Below are 15,447 nucleotides of genomic sequence, written 5' to 3'. Positions count from 1 at the left end.
GGCACAAGTCCGCAGAAAGAAGGATTACTGCATGACCCTGATTACCATTTGCGTTATACTGCTCCTGCTTATTGCTGCTGCGTATCTTATCATGACTGTCTATCCGGCGTTCGGGCGCAGGGCCGGGGAGCAGGAGAGGGCCCGTAACCTCGGCTCCGCCCATTACAGCAAGGGCAAATTTGCTTATCCGCAGACTGCGGAACTGAGCGGTGACAAGGCTGGAAGCAGCGGACTCTCCATTCTGAAGGACTTCATTAAGGGTAACCCCCACTCCAGACCTGCCGAGCCTCTTCAGCCGCAGCCGCTGTTGCCGTCCTCTATAGGAGCGGGCCGCGACACCCGGGTGACCTGGTTCGGGCATTCAGCGGTGCTGCTGGAGATGGACGGCTTGACCCTGTTCCTCGATCCTATGCTGGGCCGTGCCCCATCCCCGTTTCCGTTCATCGGCGGCCGCCGCTACAGCAAGCAGCTTCCGCTGGAGGCTGCCCTCCTGCCGCAGCTGGATGCGGTTCTGCTCTCCCATGATCATTATGATCATCTGGACTATGGAACCATCCGCCAGCTGAAGGATAAGGTAGGACTGTTCATTGTACCGCTGGGTGTCGGCGCTCATCTGCGCCGCTGGGGGGTGGCCGCAGAGAAGATCCGCGAGCAGGACTGGGGAGATACGCTTACCTATGAGGGGATAACCTTCACCTGCGCTCCGGCGCGGCATTTCTCGGGGCGGAGTCTGCTGGACCGCAATACCACGCTGTGGTGCTCCTGGATTATTCAAGGGGAGAAGAACAAGGTCTTCTTCAGCGGAGACAGCGGGTATGGTCCGCATTTTGCCGAGATCGGACGTACTCATGGACCCTTCGATCTTACGCTGATGGAATGCGGCCAATATGATCCGCGCTGGGCGGATATCCATATGCTGCCGGAACAGACTGTTGAGGCGCACATCGATGTGCAGGGAGGTCTGCTGATCCCCATCCATTGGGGTGCATTCACCCTGTCGATGCATGACTGGACTGATCCGGCAGAACGGATCTCGGCTGCTGCGGCGCTGAGAGGGGTACGGCTGGCCACGCCGAGAATCGGGGAGACTGTAACCGCGGGGGCCGCCGGATATCCGGTTCTTCCCTGGTGGAGATGAGGCTGCCCGCCTGAAGGGGACTTGTGGTACAATCAGGGTTCATATATACCAAGGAGCTGACGAACGAAGATGAGCAATGAAGTGAACGAGCAGGAACTGGTGGAGGTATTGTCTGCACAGACGAAGGTGGACCCGGCCGTTATCCGGCTGGTGCTGAAGCATGAGCAGACGTTTATTAATAAGGCCAAGGCCAATGCCAAAGGCGAGGTTGATATCGATAATGATGATCTGGTTGACTATGTGACTGCGCAGCGCGATGTGAAGCTGGACGAGCTGACGGTGGAGACCATTCTGGATGCGGAAATGGATTACCTGATGGACAAGGGACTGGCCGGATATATCGACTGAAGCCTTAGCCGGTGGTGCGCGGCTGATCCCCCAAAGCCGTGCCCCTGGCAAAGGTTCTCTAAAATTTAAAATTTATTTTGTGTTATTGGCAGTAACCCTTTGCATTTGGGAAAATAGTGTGCTACAATGAAGTTAATCATAAATTTAACCCTTAATTCACATATTGTAAAAGGTTAGCATTTGTGTATGAAGCCTTTTCCAATGTGTGAATTTTTATTTGTTCGTACAATACGTAGGAATAAAAGGACATGTGTTAAATAAACTTTGGAGGTAATATCATGCAAACAGGTACAGTAAAATGGTTCAACGCAGACAAAGGTTTCGGTTTTATCGAGGTTGAAGGCGGAAGCGACGTATTCGTACACTTCTCCGCAATCACTGGCGAAGGCTTCAAGTCTTTGGACGAAGGCCAACGCGTTGAGTTCAACGTAACTCAAGGCGCTCGTGGACCACAGGCTGAGAACGTTGTAAAACTGTAATTCCACAAATAAGCTGCCCTTAACACCAGTTGAGGGTAGTTTTTTTTATGACCATGTAGTAGAGAACAAGCTTCCGTTCTGCCATAACAGTCCGTTGGACGCACTAACCAAGCTATTAGGAGGGGTACTTATGTATTTTCGTAAAAAAGCAATGGTAGATCTTCCGCAGGAAGAGACGGCTATCTGGTCCTGCACCAAGGAAGAATGCACCGGATGGATACGCGACAACTTTGCCTTTCAACATGTGCCTACCTGCTGGCAATGTAATTCTCCCATGACCCGGAGCATGAAGATGCTGCCTACGCTCGTTAATAAGAATTTGGACGCGAAGGCTATTAAGAAGAGTGTGACTATCCACTAAGGCTGTCGCTCTTTGACCGGTTTATACGAAATTAGAGGAGAGTAACCCTATACCGCTGTCCGTTTCTTGCCCGCAATGGGCTATTTTTTTTGGATTTTTACCTCTATATATAAAAGGCATTTAAAGTTTGAACTCGAAGCTTGGTCGTCACTGCGGTGAACATTTGGACTTCCGGCCGCTGTTGTCACCAGATTTCTTGATTTTAACCGCTAATCGCGGTGGAAATCCGGTGACAAAGGCGGACGCTATCGCTCCTACAGTTCCAATTTCCCCTCCGTTTCTTTTTGCTTTTCGTTAATTTCTTTAGTACCTTTTATAAAACGGTACTATCCATGAAAAAGACGGCAAAGCCATTCTTAAACGCCGGCGAATCAGCGGGTTGACAATAATGGATAATACAGGGATGATGGAGCTATGAGAAAATATTTTCTGCTCCTGACGTTACTTGCGGTTGCCTTGAATGCAGCGGGGATTTTTTATCATAAGCCTATGCTTAACATTATCGCGATTGGTCTGATTCTGATCTTGATTCCGCTGGATATTTATCTGGAGCCAACCCGCCGCAAGGTGATAAGCTACTGCATCGGCGGGGTATTGCTGGCTCTGCTGTGAGCGGCCCTGCATTTTCGAATGGATCACTCCGTTAATGTTCATCTAAGTAGTCTTCTGTGTAAGCCCTTAGGGCAGCTCCTCGAACCGGGAGAACTGTGCTAAGGGTTTTTTGTTGCTGGTATCCTTGGGGACTTCGTAGCCGTCTCTCCACTGCGGGCAATGATTTATCTTGACAAAACTCCCGGGGTTTGGAGAATAGAGTTGGAAACGCTGCCAACGAAAGAGGGAATTCTGATGCTTCAGAGGTTCAGAGAGCTCAACACACTGCGCAATCAGATATTCATCGGTTTTTTGCTGGTGATGCTCATTATTATTCTGGTGTCCGGGGCATTTGTGTATGACCGTGTCTCGATTCTGCTCAAAAATAATGCCGAGCGGCACATCCAGCAGACGGCGGTTCAGGCCAACGGAAGGCTGGATGCGCTGACCGGCCAGATTGACGGTCTGATGGAGCAGGTGGCCAATCATCCTACCGTTCAACAGCTGCTGCTGGAGGAGCTGGACGGCAATGAGGTGTCCTTCAATCAGCGCCAGTCGCTGCTGCAAATTGTCTCCAGCTATCAGGCGTACATGCCGAGTGTAGGCTCGCTGGAGCTATATACCGCTGATTACAGGCTGCTGTTCCCGATTAAGGAAGGCAGCCTGGAGAGCAGGATTAACGAGCAGCATATCAGTGAGGCTAATGCCCAGAAGGGGCGGCTGGTCTGGATCGGCGTTGATCCGCATGATGATCAGAGCCTGCTGGCGATCCGCCAGGTCAGCCTGATGGACCGCTGGTTCTCGCGGGGCGGCTACCTGATGGCCCGCATCCAGCGCAGCTACTTCCAGCTCGACGATCCGTTCTCCGGCAGTGACAGCGGGGAGTCTGTGCTGCTTGTGAATGATGAAGGACAGCTCCTCGGGAGCAGCGGAACGCCGCAGGAGGATCTGCTGCCGCTACTGGAGAGCGGGGATCAGACGGTGAGCTTCCGGGGCAAGGAGTATGTGCAGGTCAAGCTGCGCTCGGACAAGACCTCCTGGACGCTGCTGGTGCTGACACCTGTCAGCTATGTCACCAAGGGACTGTCCGTGCTGCGGACGGTGCTGCTGGTGTCAGGCGGAATCGGAACCCTGCTATTCCTGATTATATCCTTTCTGTTGTCGACAATGATTACCCGGCCGATTATTCACCTGATCCGGGCGATGCGCAAATCCCGTATGGGGGTGCTGACCCCCAATTCGCAGAAGGTATCTACCATGGAGCTCCGGGAGCTGAATAATACCTACAACGGTATGGTGGCTAATATTAATGATTTGATCAGGGTGGTCTATGAGAAGGAGGTCCTGCAGAGCCGGACCGAGCTTAAAGCCTTGCAGGCGCAGATCAATCCCCATTTCCTGTTCAATACGCTGGAGGCCTTCAACTGGTCACTGGAGGAGAAGGGAGAGGAGGAGCTGGCCGGATTAGTGGTCATGATGTCCAGGCTATTCCGCTACATTATGGGCAGCCCGCACAACAAGGATGAATGGGTCACGCTGAGTGAAGAGGTGGAGCAGATCAGGCGGTATCTGCGGATTATGGAGATGCGGATGGGAGAGCGGCTGTCCTGGGACATCAGGCTTGACCCGCATGAGGCTGCTGTACCGGTACCTAAGCTGCTGATTCAGCCGATTGTCGAGAACGCCATTCTGCATGGAGTGGAGAGCCGCGTCGGCAAGGGCGTGATTGAAGTAATCATCACCCCCTCCTCCCGCAAGGGTTGGACCTCAGTGGAGGTGTCGGACAACGGGCCGGGTATGGATGAGGCCACGCTGCTGGCGCTGCGTGATGCGCTGGATGGCGGGCCCCCGGTCTCTGCCAAGGGCAGCGGAGTCGGGCTGGTGAATGTGCAGCGGCGGCTGAAACTGTACTATGCGGAAGCGGGCATGAAGACGGAGGGGCTGATCGTAGAGAGCCGGCGGTCTGAAGGGACTGTAATAAGGTTTGAGATTCCAAGCAATGGAGGAGATACCTATGAGTCTGGGCAACAAGACGATTCTAATCGTAGATGATGAACCAAGAACGCGTCAGGGGATTAAGCAGACGCTGGAAGTATGGGCGGCAGGCCGGTATATCGTGGAGACCTGCGACAACGGGGTGGAAGCACGCGAGCGGCTCCGGCAGGAGCGCGTCCATCTGCTGATCACAGATGTGCGCATGCCGGAGGTGAGCGGGCTGGATCTGATCCATTCGCTGCAGGAAGCTCCCCGGAAGCCGGTGATCATTGTCATCTCCGGCTATGCGGAGTTCGATTATGTGCAGCAGGCGATGCGGCTGGGGGCAGTCAATTATCTGCTGAAGCCGCTGGACAAGTCCGAGCTGCTGACAGTGGTCGAGGATGCGCTGAAGCGGGAGGAGGAGCAGCAGCGCCATGTGAAGCTGGAGAAGCTGGTGGATCACAAGCTGCTGGAGATTGACCCGGAGCAGGCGGGGATGGGGCAGCCGGTTAAGGAGGCCATTGCCTATGTGGAGCAGCATTTGCACGAACAGCTGACGATGGCTGAGGTAGCGGGGATGATTCACCTGAATGCCAGCTATTTCAGCGTGCTGTTCAAGGAGCAGGCCGGGGTCTCCTTCACTGAATATCTGTCCCGTCTGCGGATTCAGCGGGCGAAGGAGTTATTGCTCCAGACCGCGCTGCCGGTCGGGGAGATTGGAGAGCGTGTAGGGTATCGGACGGATAAATATTTCATTAAGGTTTTCAAGTCCTTGGAGGCGATAAGCCCGAGCCGGTACCGTCAGCAGATGAAGGGCGGAGCGCAGGAAATCCAATAAATGTGGTATTTTAGCCAATAAATGTGCCCTTATCTGCCTCAGAGTACGATGCTAGAATTTGAATGATAGCGATTACATGGATAATTACGGCCTTTTGCAATGTGAGATGGGGAGGCAATGGCAATGCGAAGGAATCACATGACCAAGGGGCTGCTCCTGGCCTGCATCTGGCTGCTTGTTCTGACAGGCTGCGGCTCTGCGGGAGAGAATAATAGTGAGCTTGCAGCTACCGGTGCCTCTTCCCCCAAAATAACCATTCATATGATGCACATCTGGCCCGCCGGACTCTCCGCGCAGCAGTATAAGCTGGTCAGCCAGATTATCGCAGAATATGAGAAGGAGCATCCGGGTATTATCATCAGGCAGGATGTGCTGGAGAATGAGCAGTATAAAAGCAAGCTCAAGGTGCTCTCCGCTTCCAATGACCTTCCCGATGTGGGCATAACCTGGGCAGCCGGCTTCATGGAGCCTTATGTAAGAGGCGGATTATTCGCTCCGCTGGATGACATCCTGCATGGCGGGCAGCTTAAGGATAAGTTCCTGAAGAGCACTACAGAGTCTTATGTTGTCGATAACAAGACCTATGCGCTGCCTCTGGAGATGAACATCTCACCGATCTTTTATAATAAAGAGATCTTTGCCCAATATAATCTTCAGGTGCCAACAACATATGAGGAGTTCAAGGCAGTTGTGAGAGCGCTCTCCAGTCATGGTGTGCCTCCGGTGGGGCTGGGTAATAAGGACCGGTGGACAGGCTCGCTGTGGTATATGTATCTGGCGGACCGTATTGCCGGAAGTGAGACGCTCAAGCGGGCAACGAAGGGGACGGGCTATTTCGATGATCCCGGACTGGTGCAGGCAGCAGCGGAAGTGCAGAACCTCGTCGATATGAACGCCTTCAACAACGGCTTCAACGGCTTGTCGTATGATGAGGGCAAATCGGAATTCATGGAAGAAAAGGCGGCCATGTACCTGACCGGTACCTGGGAGTTGCCCAACTTCACGACCAACCCGGAGATTCCGCAGGCCTTCAAGGACAAGGTCGGCTTCTTCAAATTCCCTACGGTTGAAGGCGGGAAGGGGAATTCGGGCGACTGGGTAGGCGGTCCGGGTGTCGGACTGTTCGTAGCGGAATCGTCCAGGGTGAAGGAGGAGGCCAAGGCTTTTGTCGAATACTTCGTCTTCAAATGGGGCGAGGCTTCAGTGACGAGTGCGGGGGTGATTCCGGCGACCAAGGTCGATACCACGAATGAGGAGCTGCCGCAGCTATACGTGGATCTGCTGAATGAATTGAACAATGCCAGCAGCATTACCCTGTTCGCGGATGTGCAGATGAAGCCGCATGCTGCCCAGGTCCATCTGGATATGATCCAGGCGCTGTTCGGCAAAGCAGTCACGCCGGAGCAGTTCGCAGCCAGACATAAGGTTGCAGTAGCCAAGGGGAACTGAGCATGGGATAAGCTTACAACAAAGGGATGCTAATCAGCCGTATTTCCGGTGGCTGATTAGCATCCCTTATTGGTGTGGCGAGCCGGCCTGAGGAGCTGCCGCAGAGTTAGTGCGCCGGGGCTGCCGGAGCGGCTTCCGGCGGTTCGTGCTGGATCAGGCCGTGCTTCTCCCAGGCTCTGCTTTTCCAGCGGAAGTACATAATAACAGCCCGCACCCATTCGTCGAACGCTGTGGCCAGCCATACCCCGGCCAGACCCAGATCAAGTGTGAACACCAGGAAGTAGCCCAGCGGCAGACTCATGCACACCATGGAAATCATGCCCATGTAGACCGGGAACTTGGCATCGCCCGACGCGCGCAGCGAGTTGATAATGACCAGATTGCAGGTCCGTCCGGTCTCCAGGAAGAAGCTGAGCAGGATGACCTGGGCGCCCATAGCGATAATCAACTCATTATCCGTGAACAGACCCAGCAGCGGCTTGCGGAACAGAATGACGATCAGGTCCATGATGACTGTGACCAGCAGCGCCCACTTCACACTGGTGAACACCCGTGAGTAAGCCTCCTGCGTCCGTTTTGCACCTACAAGATGCCCCACAATAATTGAGGTCCCCATTGCCACCGCTACGCTGAACAGGAAGATGTAGTTCGAGATATTAACCGCATACTGGCGGGTAGCCATGGCCTCGGCCCCCAAATAGGTGATGTACAGGGTGAAGACGAGCTGGCAGCACTGGTACATTACGGATTCGAAGGCGGACGGAATACCTATTTTGAGAATCTGCAGCACGTATTTCTTGGAGAGGTGAACGTAATAGCTCCATTTCACGCGTACCTCCATAATCCGGTAGAGCAGCAGGAAGAAGATCAAGAGAGCGATGGAGCGGCTAATTACGGTTGATATGGCAGCACCCTCTACGCCGAGCGCAGGCAGTCCGAAATGGCCGAAGATCAGCAGATAGTTACCGCCGACATGGATAACGTTCATCAGCAGCGATACCGCCATCGTCTGCTTGGTGAAGCCATGGGTCCGGATGGTGGCGGCCAGCGCGTTGATGAGGGCCTGCAGGAAGATCGCGCCTCCGACAATGTTGATATACGAGCGGGCGTAGGCGAGAATGTCACCCTTCACGTTCAGCGCCTGCAGCAGGTGGCCTCCGAGCAGCAGCATCACTGTACTAAGTACGATCCCTACGGCAAGATTCAGGGTCACCGCATTGCCGATCACTCGGGCGGCTTCCTTGGGCTGCTTGGAGCCGAGGTATTGCGACACGACGATCGCCGCGCCGTTCCCGATGACACTAAGCGCCAGAATAGCTATGGCAATAATCTGATTGGCTGCTCCGACACCGGAGACCGCATCATCGGACACCGAGCTGATCATGAAGGTATCCATACTGCCCATGAGCATGAACAGGAACAGCTCCAGGAAGATCGGCCAGGTCAGCTTCATTAAGTTGAATGTTGCGGGCTTGCTTGTTTCCATCATACACCTTCTTATTAGGATTCCTTATGGCTGTGAATATTCGAATCAAATGTATGGTAGCACAGCTTTTGTGAAAATGCAGCAGTATTTCAGACATGCTGCCTGAAAATCCCCCGGCTTCGCCCAATAGTATCCTCCAGGTGACTACCTCACTTTAAAGTGCCTACTTCCCTAATCGGCAGTATATCCCTAAACTGAGAAGCAGCACTTCCTAAAATTTATTACGGATAAGGAGAACTTACACATATGAAATTACAGTTAGCACTCGATCTGGTGGATATTGCCGGAGCCAAGGCGGTTGTTGCAGAGGTTGCCGAATCTATAGATATCGTTGAGATTGGAACACCGGTCGTTATTAATGAGGGGCTGCATGCGGTAAAAGCGATCAAGGAAGCCTTTCCGGCGCTTACGGTGCTGGCCGATCTCAAAATCATGGATGCTGGCGGATATGAGGTCATGAAGGCAGTGGAAGCAGGCGCGGGCATCGTAACTGTGCTGGGTGTATCTGATGATTCAACGATCCGCGGTGCGGTGGAGGAAGCGAAGAAGACAGGTGCAGAGATCCTGGTCGATCTGATTAATGTGAAGGATCTCAAAGCCAGAGCCGCTGAAGTGGATGCGCTGGGCGTGGATTATGTCTGCGTGCATTCCGGCTATGACCATCAGGCTGAGGGCAAGAATTCCTTCGCGGATCTGAGAGATATTAAGAGCGTGGTTACCCGGGCCAAAACCGCTATTGCCGGCGGCATTAAGCTGAGTACGCTGCCTGAAGTGATTGCTGCGCAGCCTGATCTGGTAATCGTGGGCGGCGGTATTACTAGCGAAGCCGACATGAAGGCAACTGCTGCGGAAATGAAGCGCCTTGTAAGCCAGGCTTAAGCAGCCATGGATACGCAGCACTATGCACAGGAAATTGTGAAGGAGCTGGAAGGCGCTGTCTCCGGGTTGAATACCGGAGAAGGCGAGGCGCTGACGGAGCTGCTGCTGCGCGCAGGTCAGATCTTCGTGGCTGGTGCCGGGCGTTCCGGCCTGATGGGCCGGGCCTTCGCCATGCGGCTGATGCAGGCCGGGCGGACAGCTTATGTGGTCGGAGAGACAGTAACGCCGGGCATTGGCCCCGGCGATGTGCTTGTACTGGGTTCCGGCTCAGGCGAGACGAAGGGACTGGTCTCCATGGCTGAGAAAGCCAAGGCAATCGGAGCAGCTGTAGTCCTCGTAACCATTCAGCCGGATTCGACGATCGGACGTCTCGCAGATTATACAGTCAAGCTGCCTGGCGCTCCCAAGGAACGGCCGGACGGCGGCTATACTACGCTGCAGCCGATGGCCTCCTTGTTTGAACAGACGCTGCTTGTATTCTATGATGCAGTTATTCTGCGGATCATGGAGCAGACGGGGCAGACCTCCGGCCGGATGTTCGGCAAGCATGCCAATTTGGAATAGCATACGATTTGGAATAGAATAGAGCTTGGAATACAATAAAGCTATCACACGGATGCTTTCCTTGACGGGAGGGCATCCTTTGCTGCTTATGTGCGGCCCGTGATGGATTTGTAGTAATAGACGGAAGGGGGCTAATTATTGGCGACTGAAATTAAAGACCGTATCAACCTGAAGGAGATCAACTGCGAGAAGGAGCTTACGCTCGCTGTGATCGGCGGCAAGTGGAAGCTGATTATATTGTGGCACCTGGGTCTGGAAGGGACTAAGCGGTTCAGTGAACTCAAGAAGCTGATCCCCCATATCACCCAGAAAATGCTGACCAACCAGCTCCGCGAGCTGGAGGAGGATCAGCTGGTATTCAGGCAGGTATATGCGGAGGTTCCTCCGCGGGTAGAATACTCCCTGACAGAGTATGGACATACTCTGATGCCGGTGCTGCGCATGATGTATGACTGGGGCAAGAATTACGGGGACAAGGTGATCTGGAAAGATGCACCTCACTGTGATAGGTAGCAACTGTAAACGAAGTCGTTCTATTTGTATTGTGCAAAATTAAGTTGTATACTAACATTTGTGAAGATTTAAATAAATGGAGGCTGATAGGTATGCTGAAGACAGAATATAGCCCGCTGCTGGAGACGTTCAAATTCAAGAACGGGATTGAACTGAAGAACCGTGTGGTCATGGCGCCGATGACTAATTTCTCCTCGAATGAGGATGGAACCGTCTCCCGGCCGGAGCTGGATTATTATATCCGCCGTTCGGGCGGGGCGGGGATGGTCATTACCGCGTGTGTCTATGTCTCACGCGGCGGGAAGGGCTTCCCGGGCGAATTCGGAGCTGACCATGACGGGCTGATTCCAAGCCTGCGTGAGCTGGCGGAGGCCATCAAGGGCGAAGGAGCGAAGGCCGTGCTCCAGATCTTCCATGGCGGACGCCAATGCCCGCCGGAGCAGCTGGTTGACGGGCAGCCTGTCAGTGCAAGCGATGTGCCGGCCGAGCTGCCGGGCGGCGGACAGGGTACGGTTCCGCGCCCGCTGACAGACGAAGAGATTACCGGAATTATCGCTGATTTCGGTGAAGCGACGCGCCGGGCGATCGAGGCCGGCTTCGATGGCGTCGAGATTCACGGTGCGAACGGATATCTGCTGCAGCAGTTCTTCTCGCCGCATTCCAACAGACGCGAAGACCGCTGGGGCGGGGATCTGCAGAAGCGTCTCGCCTTCCCGCTGGCCGTTCTGCGCAGTGTCAAGGCTGCGGTGAAGCAGCATGCAGAGGGTGCATTCCTTGTAGGCTACCGCTTCTCGCCTGAAGAGCCGGAGACGCCGGGGATTACGATGGCTGAGACCTTTGCCCTAATCGATGCACTGACAGCAGAGGGGCTGGATTACCTGCATGCCTCCCTCATGGAGCTGTGGTCACTACCGCACCGGGGAACGGGGGACAGCCGTCCGCGCATTGAGCAGATCGTAGACCGGGCGGGAGACAAGGCTCCGGTAATTGGCGTAGGCTCGCTCTACTCTGCCGCCGATGCCCTAAAGAGTCTGGACAGCGGCATCAGCCTGGTGGCGCTGGGCCGCCCGCTGCTGATTGAACCGGACTGGGTGCAGAAGCTGGCCGGGGGCCGGGCCGATGAGATTAAGACGGAGCTTGATCCGAACGCCCAAGCAGAGCTTGTGATTCCGGACCCGCTCTGGAGAGCATTGATCCATACGCCGGGCTGGCTGCCGGTTAAGCAATAAAGCAGGCAGGCGGATAACGGTCTGTGACCAAAACAATACAAGAACCCCGTGCGCCCCTTTTTCCAGGGCGGCACGGGGTTTTTGCTGTTTTTAATATAATCTTATTTACGCTTTATGTTCCGCCAGACGGGCAATCTCAACGATAACCTGTACAGCCTTCAGCATTACGTCTACAGAGGCGTATTCAAATTTGCCGTGGAAATTCTCGCCTCCGGTGAAAATATTCGGTGTAGGCAGCCCCATATAAGAGAGCTGTGAGCCGTCAGTCCCTCCGCGGATTGGACGGATAACCGGCGTGATTCCGAGGCCCTCCATCGCTTCCCGGGCGATATCGACGATATGCCGGACGGGCTCGATTTTCTCGCGCATATTATAGTATTGGTCATTCATCTCCAGCACGATGTTGTCCGCCCCGTATGTAGATTTGAATTCCTCCACAATTGCGGCGATATTCGATTTGCGGTTCTCGAACTGCCCGCGGTCAAAGTCGCGGATAATGTAATGCAGCTTGCTGTGCTCGGCACTGCCTTGCATGGAGATCAGGTGGTAGAACCCCTCGTAGCCGTCTGTGAATTCAGGGGCTTCACCGGCGGGCAGACGGAGATGGAAGGCCATGGCGATTTTGGACGAATGGATCATCTTGCCCTTGGCTGTACCGGGATGGACATTGACTCCGTGGAAGGTGATTTTGGCGGCGGCGGCATTGAAGCTCTCATATTCCAGCTCCCCAAGCGGGCCTCCGTCCACGGTGTAGGCATAGGAAGCACCGAAGGCGGCAACGTCGAACTTATGCGGGCCGCGTCCGATTTCTTCATCGGGGGTAAAAGCGACCCGGATCTTGCCATGCTTAATCTCCGGATGCGCCAGCAGATGGGCCATAGCCGTCATGATCTCAGCGATGCCTGCCTTGTTGTCTGCCCCCAGCAGGGTGGTGCCGTCGGTCGTAATCAGCGTATGCCCCTTGTAACCGCTCAGCTCCGGGAAGCTCTTCGTGGACATGATAATATTCTGGGCTTCATTCAGCACCAGATCATGCCCGTCATAGTTCTCTACAATCTGCGGCTTCACATTCGTGCTGGTGAAATCCGTAGCGGTATCCAGATGGGCCAGGAAGCCAATCACCGGAACCTCTTTATCTGTGTTGGCGGGCAGCGAGGCCATGACATAGGCGTGCTCGTCCACCGTAATCTCCGTCAGTCCCAGCTCCTGCAGCTCCTCTGCCAGCTTATGCGCCAGTACCATTTGGCCTGGAGTGGACGGGCAGCTCTCGCTGTCCTCGCTGGATTGGGTATCCATTTCAGCATACGATACAAAACGTCTAATTAATTCTTCCTTCAATGCGGGTCATCTCCTCTTCAGCTTCGTATGTCTATATTATCACGATCCGGCCCGGGTCTCATACTTTAGGCGGAGGGTGAGGAGTGAAAGGGGATGGAGGCTGGCTGGAGACTAGCTTGGCCGAGAGCAGGTAGCGCTCGGGCGCTGCGCCTACATAAGAGAATGGGTAACAGGTAATCAAGGTGAGTACGGGGTCTCTGCTGGGCTTAATCGCTCCCCGCGTATCTCCGTCAACAATCCGGCTCCCGGTCACTTCATAGGTAAAAGTGCCTTCCGCTGTAGCAAGCTCAAGCCGGTCTCCGGTCTCCAGCTCGCCGAGACTGCGGAAGACGGTATCACGGTGTCCGGCCAGCACGCTGTTGCCTGAGGCGCCCGGGGCGGCACTAGCCTCATCGTGTCCGGCGCCCCGCTTAAGCTCCGCCCGTCCGGTTCCCTCCAGAATGGCGACCCGCTTTTTAAGCTTCGGAAAATAGATCTCCCCGATTACCTCTCCTGCTATATAAGCAGGTTTGTCGCCTGTTGGTGATTCTGCGCTGCTGACCATACCTTCAGGAAGCGGCGTTTCTTCTTCGGAACTTACGGGAAGCTGGGCTTCCTCCCTCTTTTTGTCCCAGATACTCAGGGCTTCGCGGGCTTCGGCGGGCGCTTTGAGGATCTGGAAGGCGGAATATAGCATAACGCACAAGGAGAGCAGGAAGATCAGCTTGACGGCTAAAGTGAACCCGCTGCGTATCTTCATGCTCTCTCCTCCTTACATATACATAAAGTTACTTCTTCTGGCCCAGCCTGCGGAGTACAAGCACACTAATCATGGCGACAACCAGGCTGGCCGCAATCAGATTGTACCAAGGGCTGGCTGTGTCGGGCAGTCTGCCGTCTTCCTCCGGCCCGCCCAGCGGAAGCGCGTCATCAGTGAGGTTGACCTCCTTCCCTGGTGAAGGGGCTGGTGTGCTGCCAAGTGCAGCGGCTCCGGAATCCGGAGTCGCGGACGGACGGTTGCCGCCGTCTTCCTCTCCTGCCCCTAGCGGAACAGGCTCCTCGCTTACGCTCACTCCATCCGGTGCTGCCGTAGCAGTTGCCGGTGCCTGTGATGGCGCTGCTGAACTGCCAGGCGATGCACTGCCGGCCGGTGAGGCTGTAGGGACTGTTGTTGCAGCAGGCGGCGTACTGCCAGGGCTGCTGGTGGACCCCGGCGTTGACGTAGGCATAGGCGTTACTGCAGCCGTTGGCGTATCTGTGGGTTGAGGTGTAGAAGTCGGCCCGGCTGTAGGCGCAGGCTCCGCTGTGGCAGTGAATTCAAAGGCGACACTTACCGTCTTCTCCTGGAACTCGTTGCCTGCCTCCGGCGGGAACAATACCTTCATTTCGATCGCTTCCTCTTCCCCTCCGGCGAGCGAGCCGATGGTCACTACCCCCGGGGCCTCGCTCATTACCCCTGAGTAGAGGATTACTCCCTCTTTTTGCAGGGTCATTTGCAGGATATTGTACAGATCTGCGTCCCCGGAGCGGAACTGAAAGGCTACTGCATAATCGAACGGATCATTTCCGTCATTGATAATCTTATAATCCGAAGCCATCGTATCTCCCGGCTGCATGTTGTTCATGGTTGCCGTACTGGTCGTATGTGAGTTGACAGTGAGCTTGATCGTATCCTCAGCGCTGACCCCTCCGGCATGCCAGATTACACCTGCCAGAACGGCCAAAATATACGCGCCAATTATAGATGTATGTCTCTTCTTCACTCTCCCCGCCCCTTCCTGTGCAGACCTTCGGCAGCCACCAGCCACAATCCGCCCTGGTTCGCCCTTCTGAATCATAGTTTGTCGAATAAAGTAGTTTCTTGAAGAACTACTACTAATTAAAGCGATGATATAAATCAGAACGAGTACGAACGGATCTGGATGAGCCTGAACGTGCGATGAACAAGGCGGAATGGTAAAAATACGTTTACGTTCGTTATAACGAATAGTAATTACAGTATAATCAAAATGAAGCATAAAGAAAAACAGAAAAAGATACTTTAAGTAAATGAATTCGGGCGTTTATTATGAATAAACGGCATTTATTTAATATTTACTGCGGTTAACTCATTATTTCTCTATATATTAGTTGATTTTGTATTTTATAAAGAACAATTTGATCTGGAAAGGCTCGGCTCCATCATTTCTACTCAGAACACATTTGTCTTTTGCTGCAAGACTAAAATAGCCCATTCGGCTACCTCAATGGAGTTCTCCATAGGTAGTTAAATGGGCTA

The 15,447-nt window shown here is 54.2% G+C and carries 16 protein-coding genes; 12 read left to right on the top strand and 4 right to left on the bottom strand.

Translation table 11 applies throughout. The features are described from left to right. Window positions 1-31: 31 nt before the first annotated feature. The 8 genes from NST26_RS31540 (at window position 32) to NST26_RS31505 (ending at window position 7,181) form a co-directional block, all read left to right on the top strand. A complete protein-coding gene (locus NST26_RS31540; protein WP_340980665.1) occupies window positions 32-1,138 on the top strand; it encodes an MBL fold metallo-hydrolase in 1,107 nt (368 codons plus the stop codon). Window positions 1,139-1,207: 69 nt separating this feature from the next. Beyond that, entirely contained in the window at window positions 1,208-1,486 is a 279-nt protein-coding gene (locus tag NST26_RS31535) for a hypothetical protein (RefSeq protein WP_036722720.1), read from the top strand. Window positions 1,487-1,764: 278 nt separating this feature from the next. Then, a complete protein-coding gene (locus tag NST26_RS31530; protein WP_036722718.1) occupies window positions 1,765-1,965 on the top strand; it encodes a cold-shock protein in 201 nt (66 codons plus the stop codon). Between the two features lie 130 nt (window positions 1,966-2,095). Continuing rightward, complete coding sequence (locus NST26_RS31525; protein ID WP_036722714.1) at window positions 2,096-2,326, top strand: cold-shock protein; 231 nt, start codon at window positions 2,096-2,098, stop codon at window positions 2,324-2,326. Window positions 2,327-2,740: 414 nt separating this feature from the next. Then, window positions 2,741-2,938, top strand: a complete 198-nt coding sequence (locus NST26_RS31520; protein ID WP_339311977.1) for a hypothetical protein — start codon at window positions 2,741-2,743, stop codon at window positions 2,936-2,938. 234 nt (window positions 2,939-3,172) lie between these two features. After that, on the top strand, window positions 3,173-4,969 hold the full coding sequence (locus tag NST26_RS31515) for a cache domain-containing sensor histidine kinase (protein WP_036728290.1): 1,797 nt from the start codon (window positions 3,173-3,175) through the stop codon (window positions 4,967-4,969). Beyond that, entirely contained in the window at window positions 4,932-5,732 is an 801-nt protein-coding gene (locus NST26_RS31510; RefSeq protein WP_036728093.1) for a response regulator transcription factor, read from the top strand. Before NST26_RS31515 ends, NST26_RS31510 begins: the two co-directional genes overlap by 38 nt. A gap of 123 nt (window positions 5,733-5,855) precedes the next feature. Beyond that, the gene (locus NST26_RS31505; RefSeq protein ID WP_036728095.1) at window positions 5,856-7,181 is read left to right on the top strand and encodes an extracellular solute-binding protein; all 1,326 of its coding nucleotides are present in this window, start codon (window positions 5,856-5,858) and stop codon (window positions 7,179-7,181) included. A gap of 106 nt (window positions 7,182-7,287) precedes the next feature. On the opposite strand, the gene NST26_RS31500 is transcribed toward NST26_RS31505, so the two are convergent. Further along, window positions 7,288-8,667, bottom strand: a complete 1,380-nt coding sequence (locus NST26_RS31500) for an MATE family efflux transporter (RefSeq protein WP_339311975.1) — start codon at window positions 8,665-8,667, stop codon at window positions 7,288-7,290. Window positions 8,668-8,913: 246 nt separating this feature from the next. Here NST26_RS31500 and hxlA point away from each other — a divergent pair, with 246 nt between their 5' ends. The 4 genes from hxlA to NST26_RS31480 all read left to right on the top strand — a co-directional run bounded on the left by hxlA (window position 8,914) and on the right by NST26_RS31480 (window position 11,852). Next, window positions 8,914-9,546, top strand: coding sequence for a 3-hexulose-6-phosphate synthase (gene hxlA, locus NST26_RS31495; protein ID WP_036728098.1), 633 nt, complete (start codon window positions 8,914-8,916; stop codon window positions 9,544-9,546). Window positions 9,547-9,552: 6 nt separating this feature from the next. After that, the gene (gene hxlB / locus NST26_RS31490) at window positions 9,553-10,110 is read left to right on the top strand and encodes a 6-phospho-3-hexuloisomerase (protein ID WP_340980662.1); all 558 of its coding nucleotides are present in this window, start codon (window positions 9,553-9,555) and stop codon (window positions 10,108-10,110) included. Between the two features lie 138 nt (window positions 10,111-10,248). Then, a complete protein-coding gene (locus NST26_RS31485; RefSeq protein WP_036728101.1) occupies window positions 10,249-10,623 on the top strand; it encodes a winged helix-turn-helix transcriptional regulator in 375 nt (124 codons plus the stop codon). A gap of 95 nt (window positions 10,624-10,718) precedes the next feature. Then, the gene (locus tag NST26_RS31480) at window positions 10,719-11,852 is read left to right on the top strand and encodes an NADH-dependent flavin oxidoreductase (protein WP_445323385.1); all 1,134 of its coding nucleotides are present in this window, start codon (window positions 10,719-10,721) and stop codon (window positions 11,850-11,852) included. Between the two features lie 105 nt (window positions 11,853-11,957). On the opposite strand, the gene pepT is transcribed toward NST26_RS31480, so the two are convergent. From pepT to NST26_RS31465, 3 genes are read right to left on the bottom strand one after another with little or no spacing between them, the layout of a single operon-like run. Then, a complete protein-coding gene (gene pepT / locus NST26_RS31475) occupies window positions 11,958-13,190 on the bottom strand; it encodes a peptidase T (protein WP_340980660.1) in 1,233 nt (410 codons plus the stop codon). Between the two features lie 58 nt (window positions 13,191-13,248). Further along, the gene (locus NST26_RS31470) at window positions 13,249-13,929 is read right to left on the bottom strand and encodes a sortase (RefSeq protein ID WP_340957362.1); all 681 of its coding nucleotides are present in this window, start codon (window positions 13,927-13,929) and stop codon (window positions 13,249-13,251) included. 28 nt (window positions 13,930-13,957) lie between these two features. Then, window positions 13,958-14,932, bottom strand: coding sequence for a hypothetical protein (locus tag NST26_RS31465; RefSeq protein WP_209868674.1), 975 nt, complete (start codon window positions 14,930-14,932; stop codon window positions 13,958-13,960). Window positions 14,933-15,447 lie beyond the last annotated feature (515 nt).

The organism is Paenibacillus sp. FSL R7-0128 (genome assembly GCF_038002245.1).
Taxonomy (GTDB): Bacteria; Bacillota; Bacilli; order Paenibacillales; family Paenibacillaceae; genus Paenibacillus_AQ; species Paenibacillus_AQ silagei.
This window is presented reverse-complemented; position numbering and strand designations above follow the sequence as displayed.

What these genes read in the sequence shown, in the direction of transcription:
- NST26_RS31535 (WP_036722720.1), top strand. Translation starts at nt 1,208, where the DNA reads ATGAGCAATGAAGTGAACGAGCAGGAACTGGTGGAGGTATTGTCTGCA.
- NST26_RS31520 (WP_339311977.1), top strand. Translation starts at nt 2,741, where the DNA reads ATGAGAAAATATTTTCTGCTCCTGACGTTACTTGCGGTTGCCTTGAAT.
- NST26_RS31540 (WP_340980665.1), top strand. Translation starts at nt 32, where the DNA reads ATGACCCTGATTACCATTTGCGTTATACTGCTCCTGCTTATTGCTGCT.
- NST26_RS31505 (WP_036728095.1), top strand. Translation starts at nt 5,856, where the DNA reads ATGCGAAGGAATCACATGACCAAGGGGCTGCTCCTGGCCTGCATCTGG.
- NST26_RS31515 (WP_036728290.1), top strand. Translation starts at nt 3,173, where the DNA reads ATGCTTCAGAGGTTCAGAGAGCTCAACACACTGCGCAATCAGATATTC.
- hxlA (WP_036728098.1), top strand. Translation starts at nt 8,914, where the DNA reads ATGAAATTACAGTTAGCACTCGATCTGGTGGATATTGCCGGAGCCAAG.
- NST26_RS31530 (WP_036722718.1), top strand. Translation starts at nt 1,765, where the DNA reads ATGCAAACAGGTACAGTAAAATGGTTCAACGCAGACAAAGGTTTCGGT.
- hxlB (WP_340980662.1), top strand. Translation starts at nt 9,553, where the DNA reads ATGGATACGCAGCACTATGCACAGGAAATTGTGAAGGAGCTGGAAGGC.
- NST26_RS31470 (WP_340957362.1), bottom strand. Translation starts at nt 13,929, where the DNA reads ATGAAGATACGCAGCGGGTTCACTTTAGCCGTCAAGCTGATCTTCCTG.
- NST26_RS31510 (WP_036728093.1), top strand. Translation starts at nt 4,932, where the DNA reads ATGAGTCTGGGCAACAAGACGATTCTAATCGTAGATGATGAACCAAGA.
- NST26_RS31500 (WP_339311975.1), bottom strand. Translation starts at nt 8,667, where the DNA reads ATGGAAACAAGCAAGCCCGCAACATTCAACTTAATGAAGCTGACCTGG.
- NST26_RS31525 (WP_036722714.1), top strand. Translation starts at nt 2,096, where the DNA reads ATGTATTTTCGTAAAAAAGCAATGGTAGATCTTCCGCAGGAAGAGACG.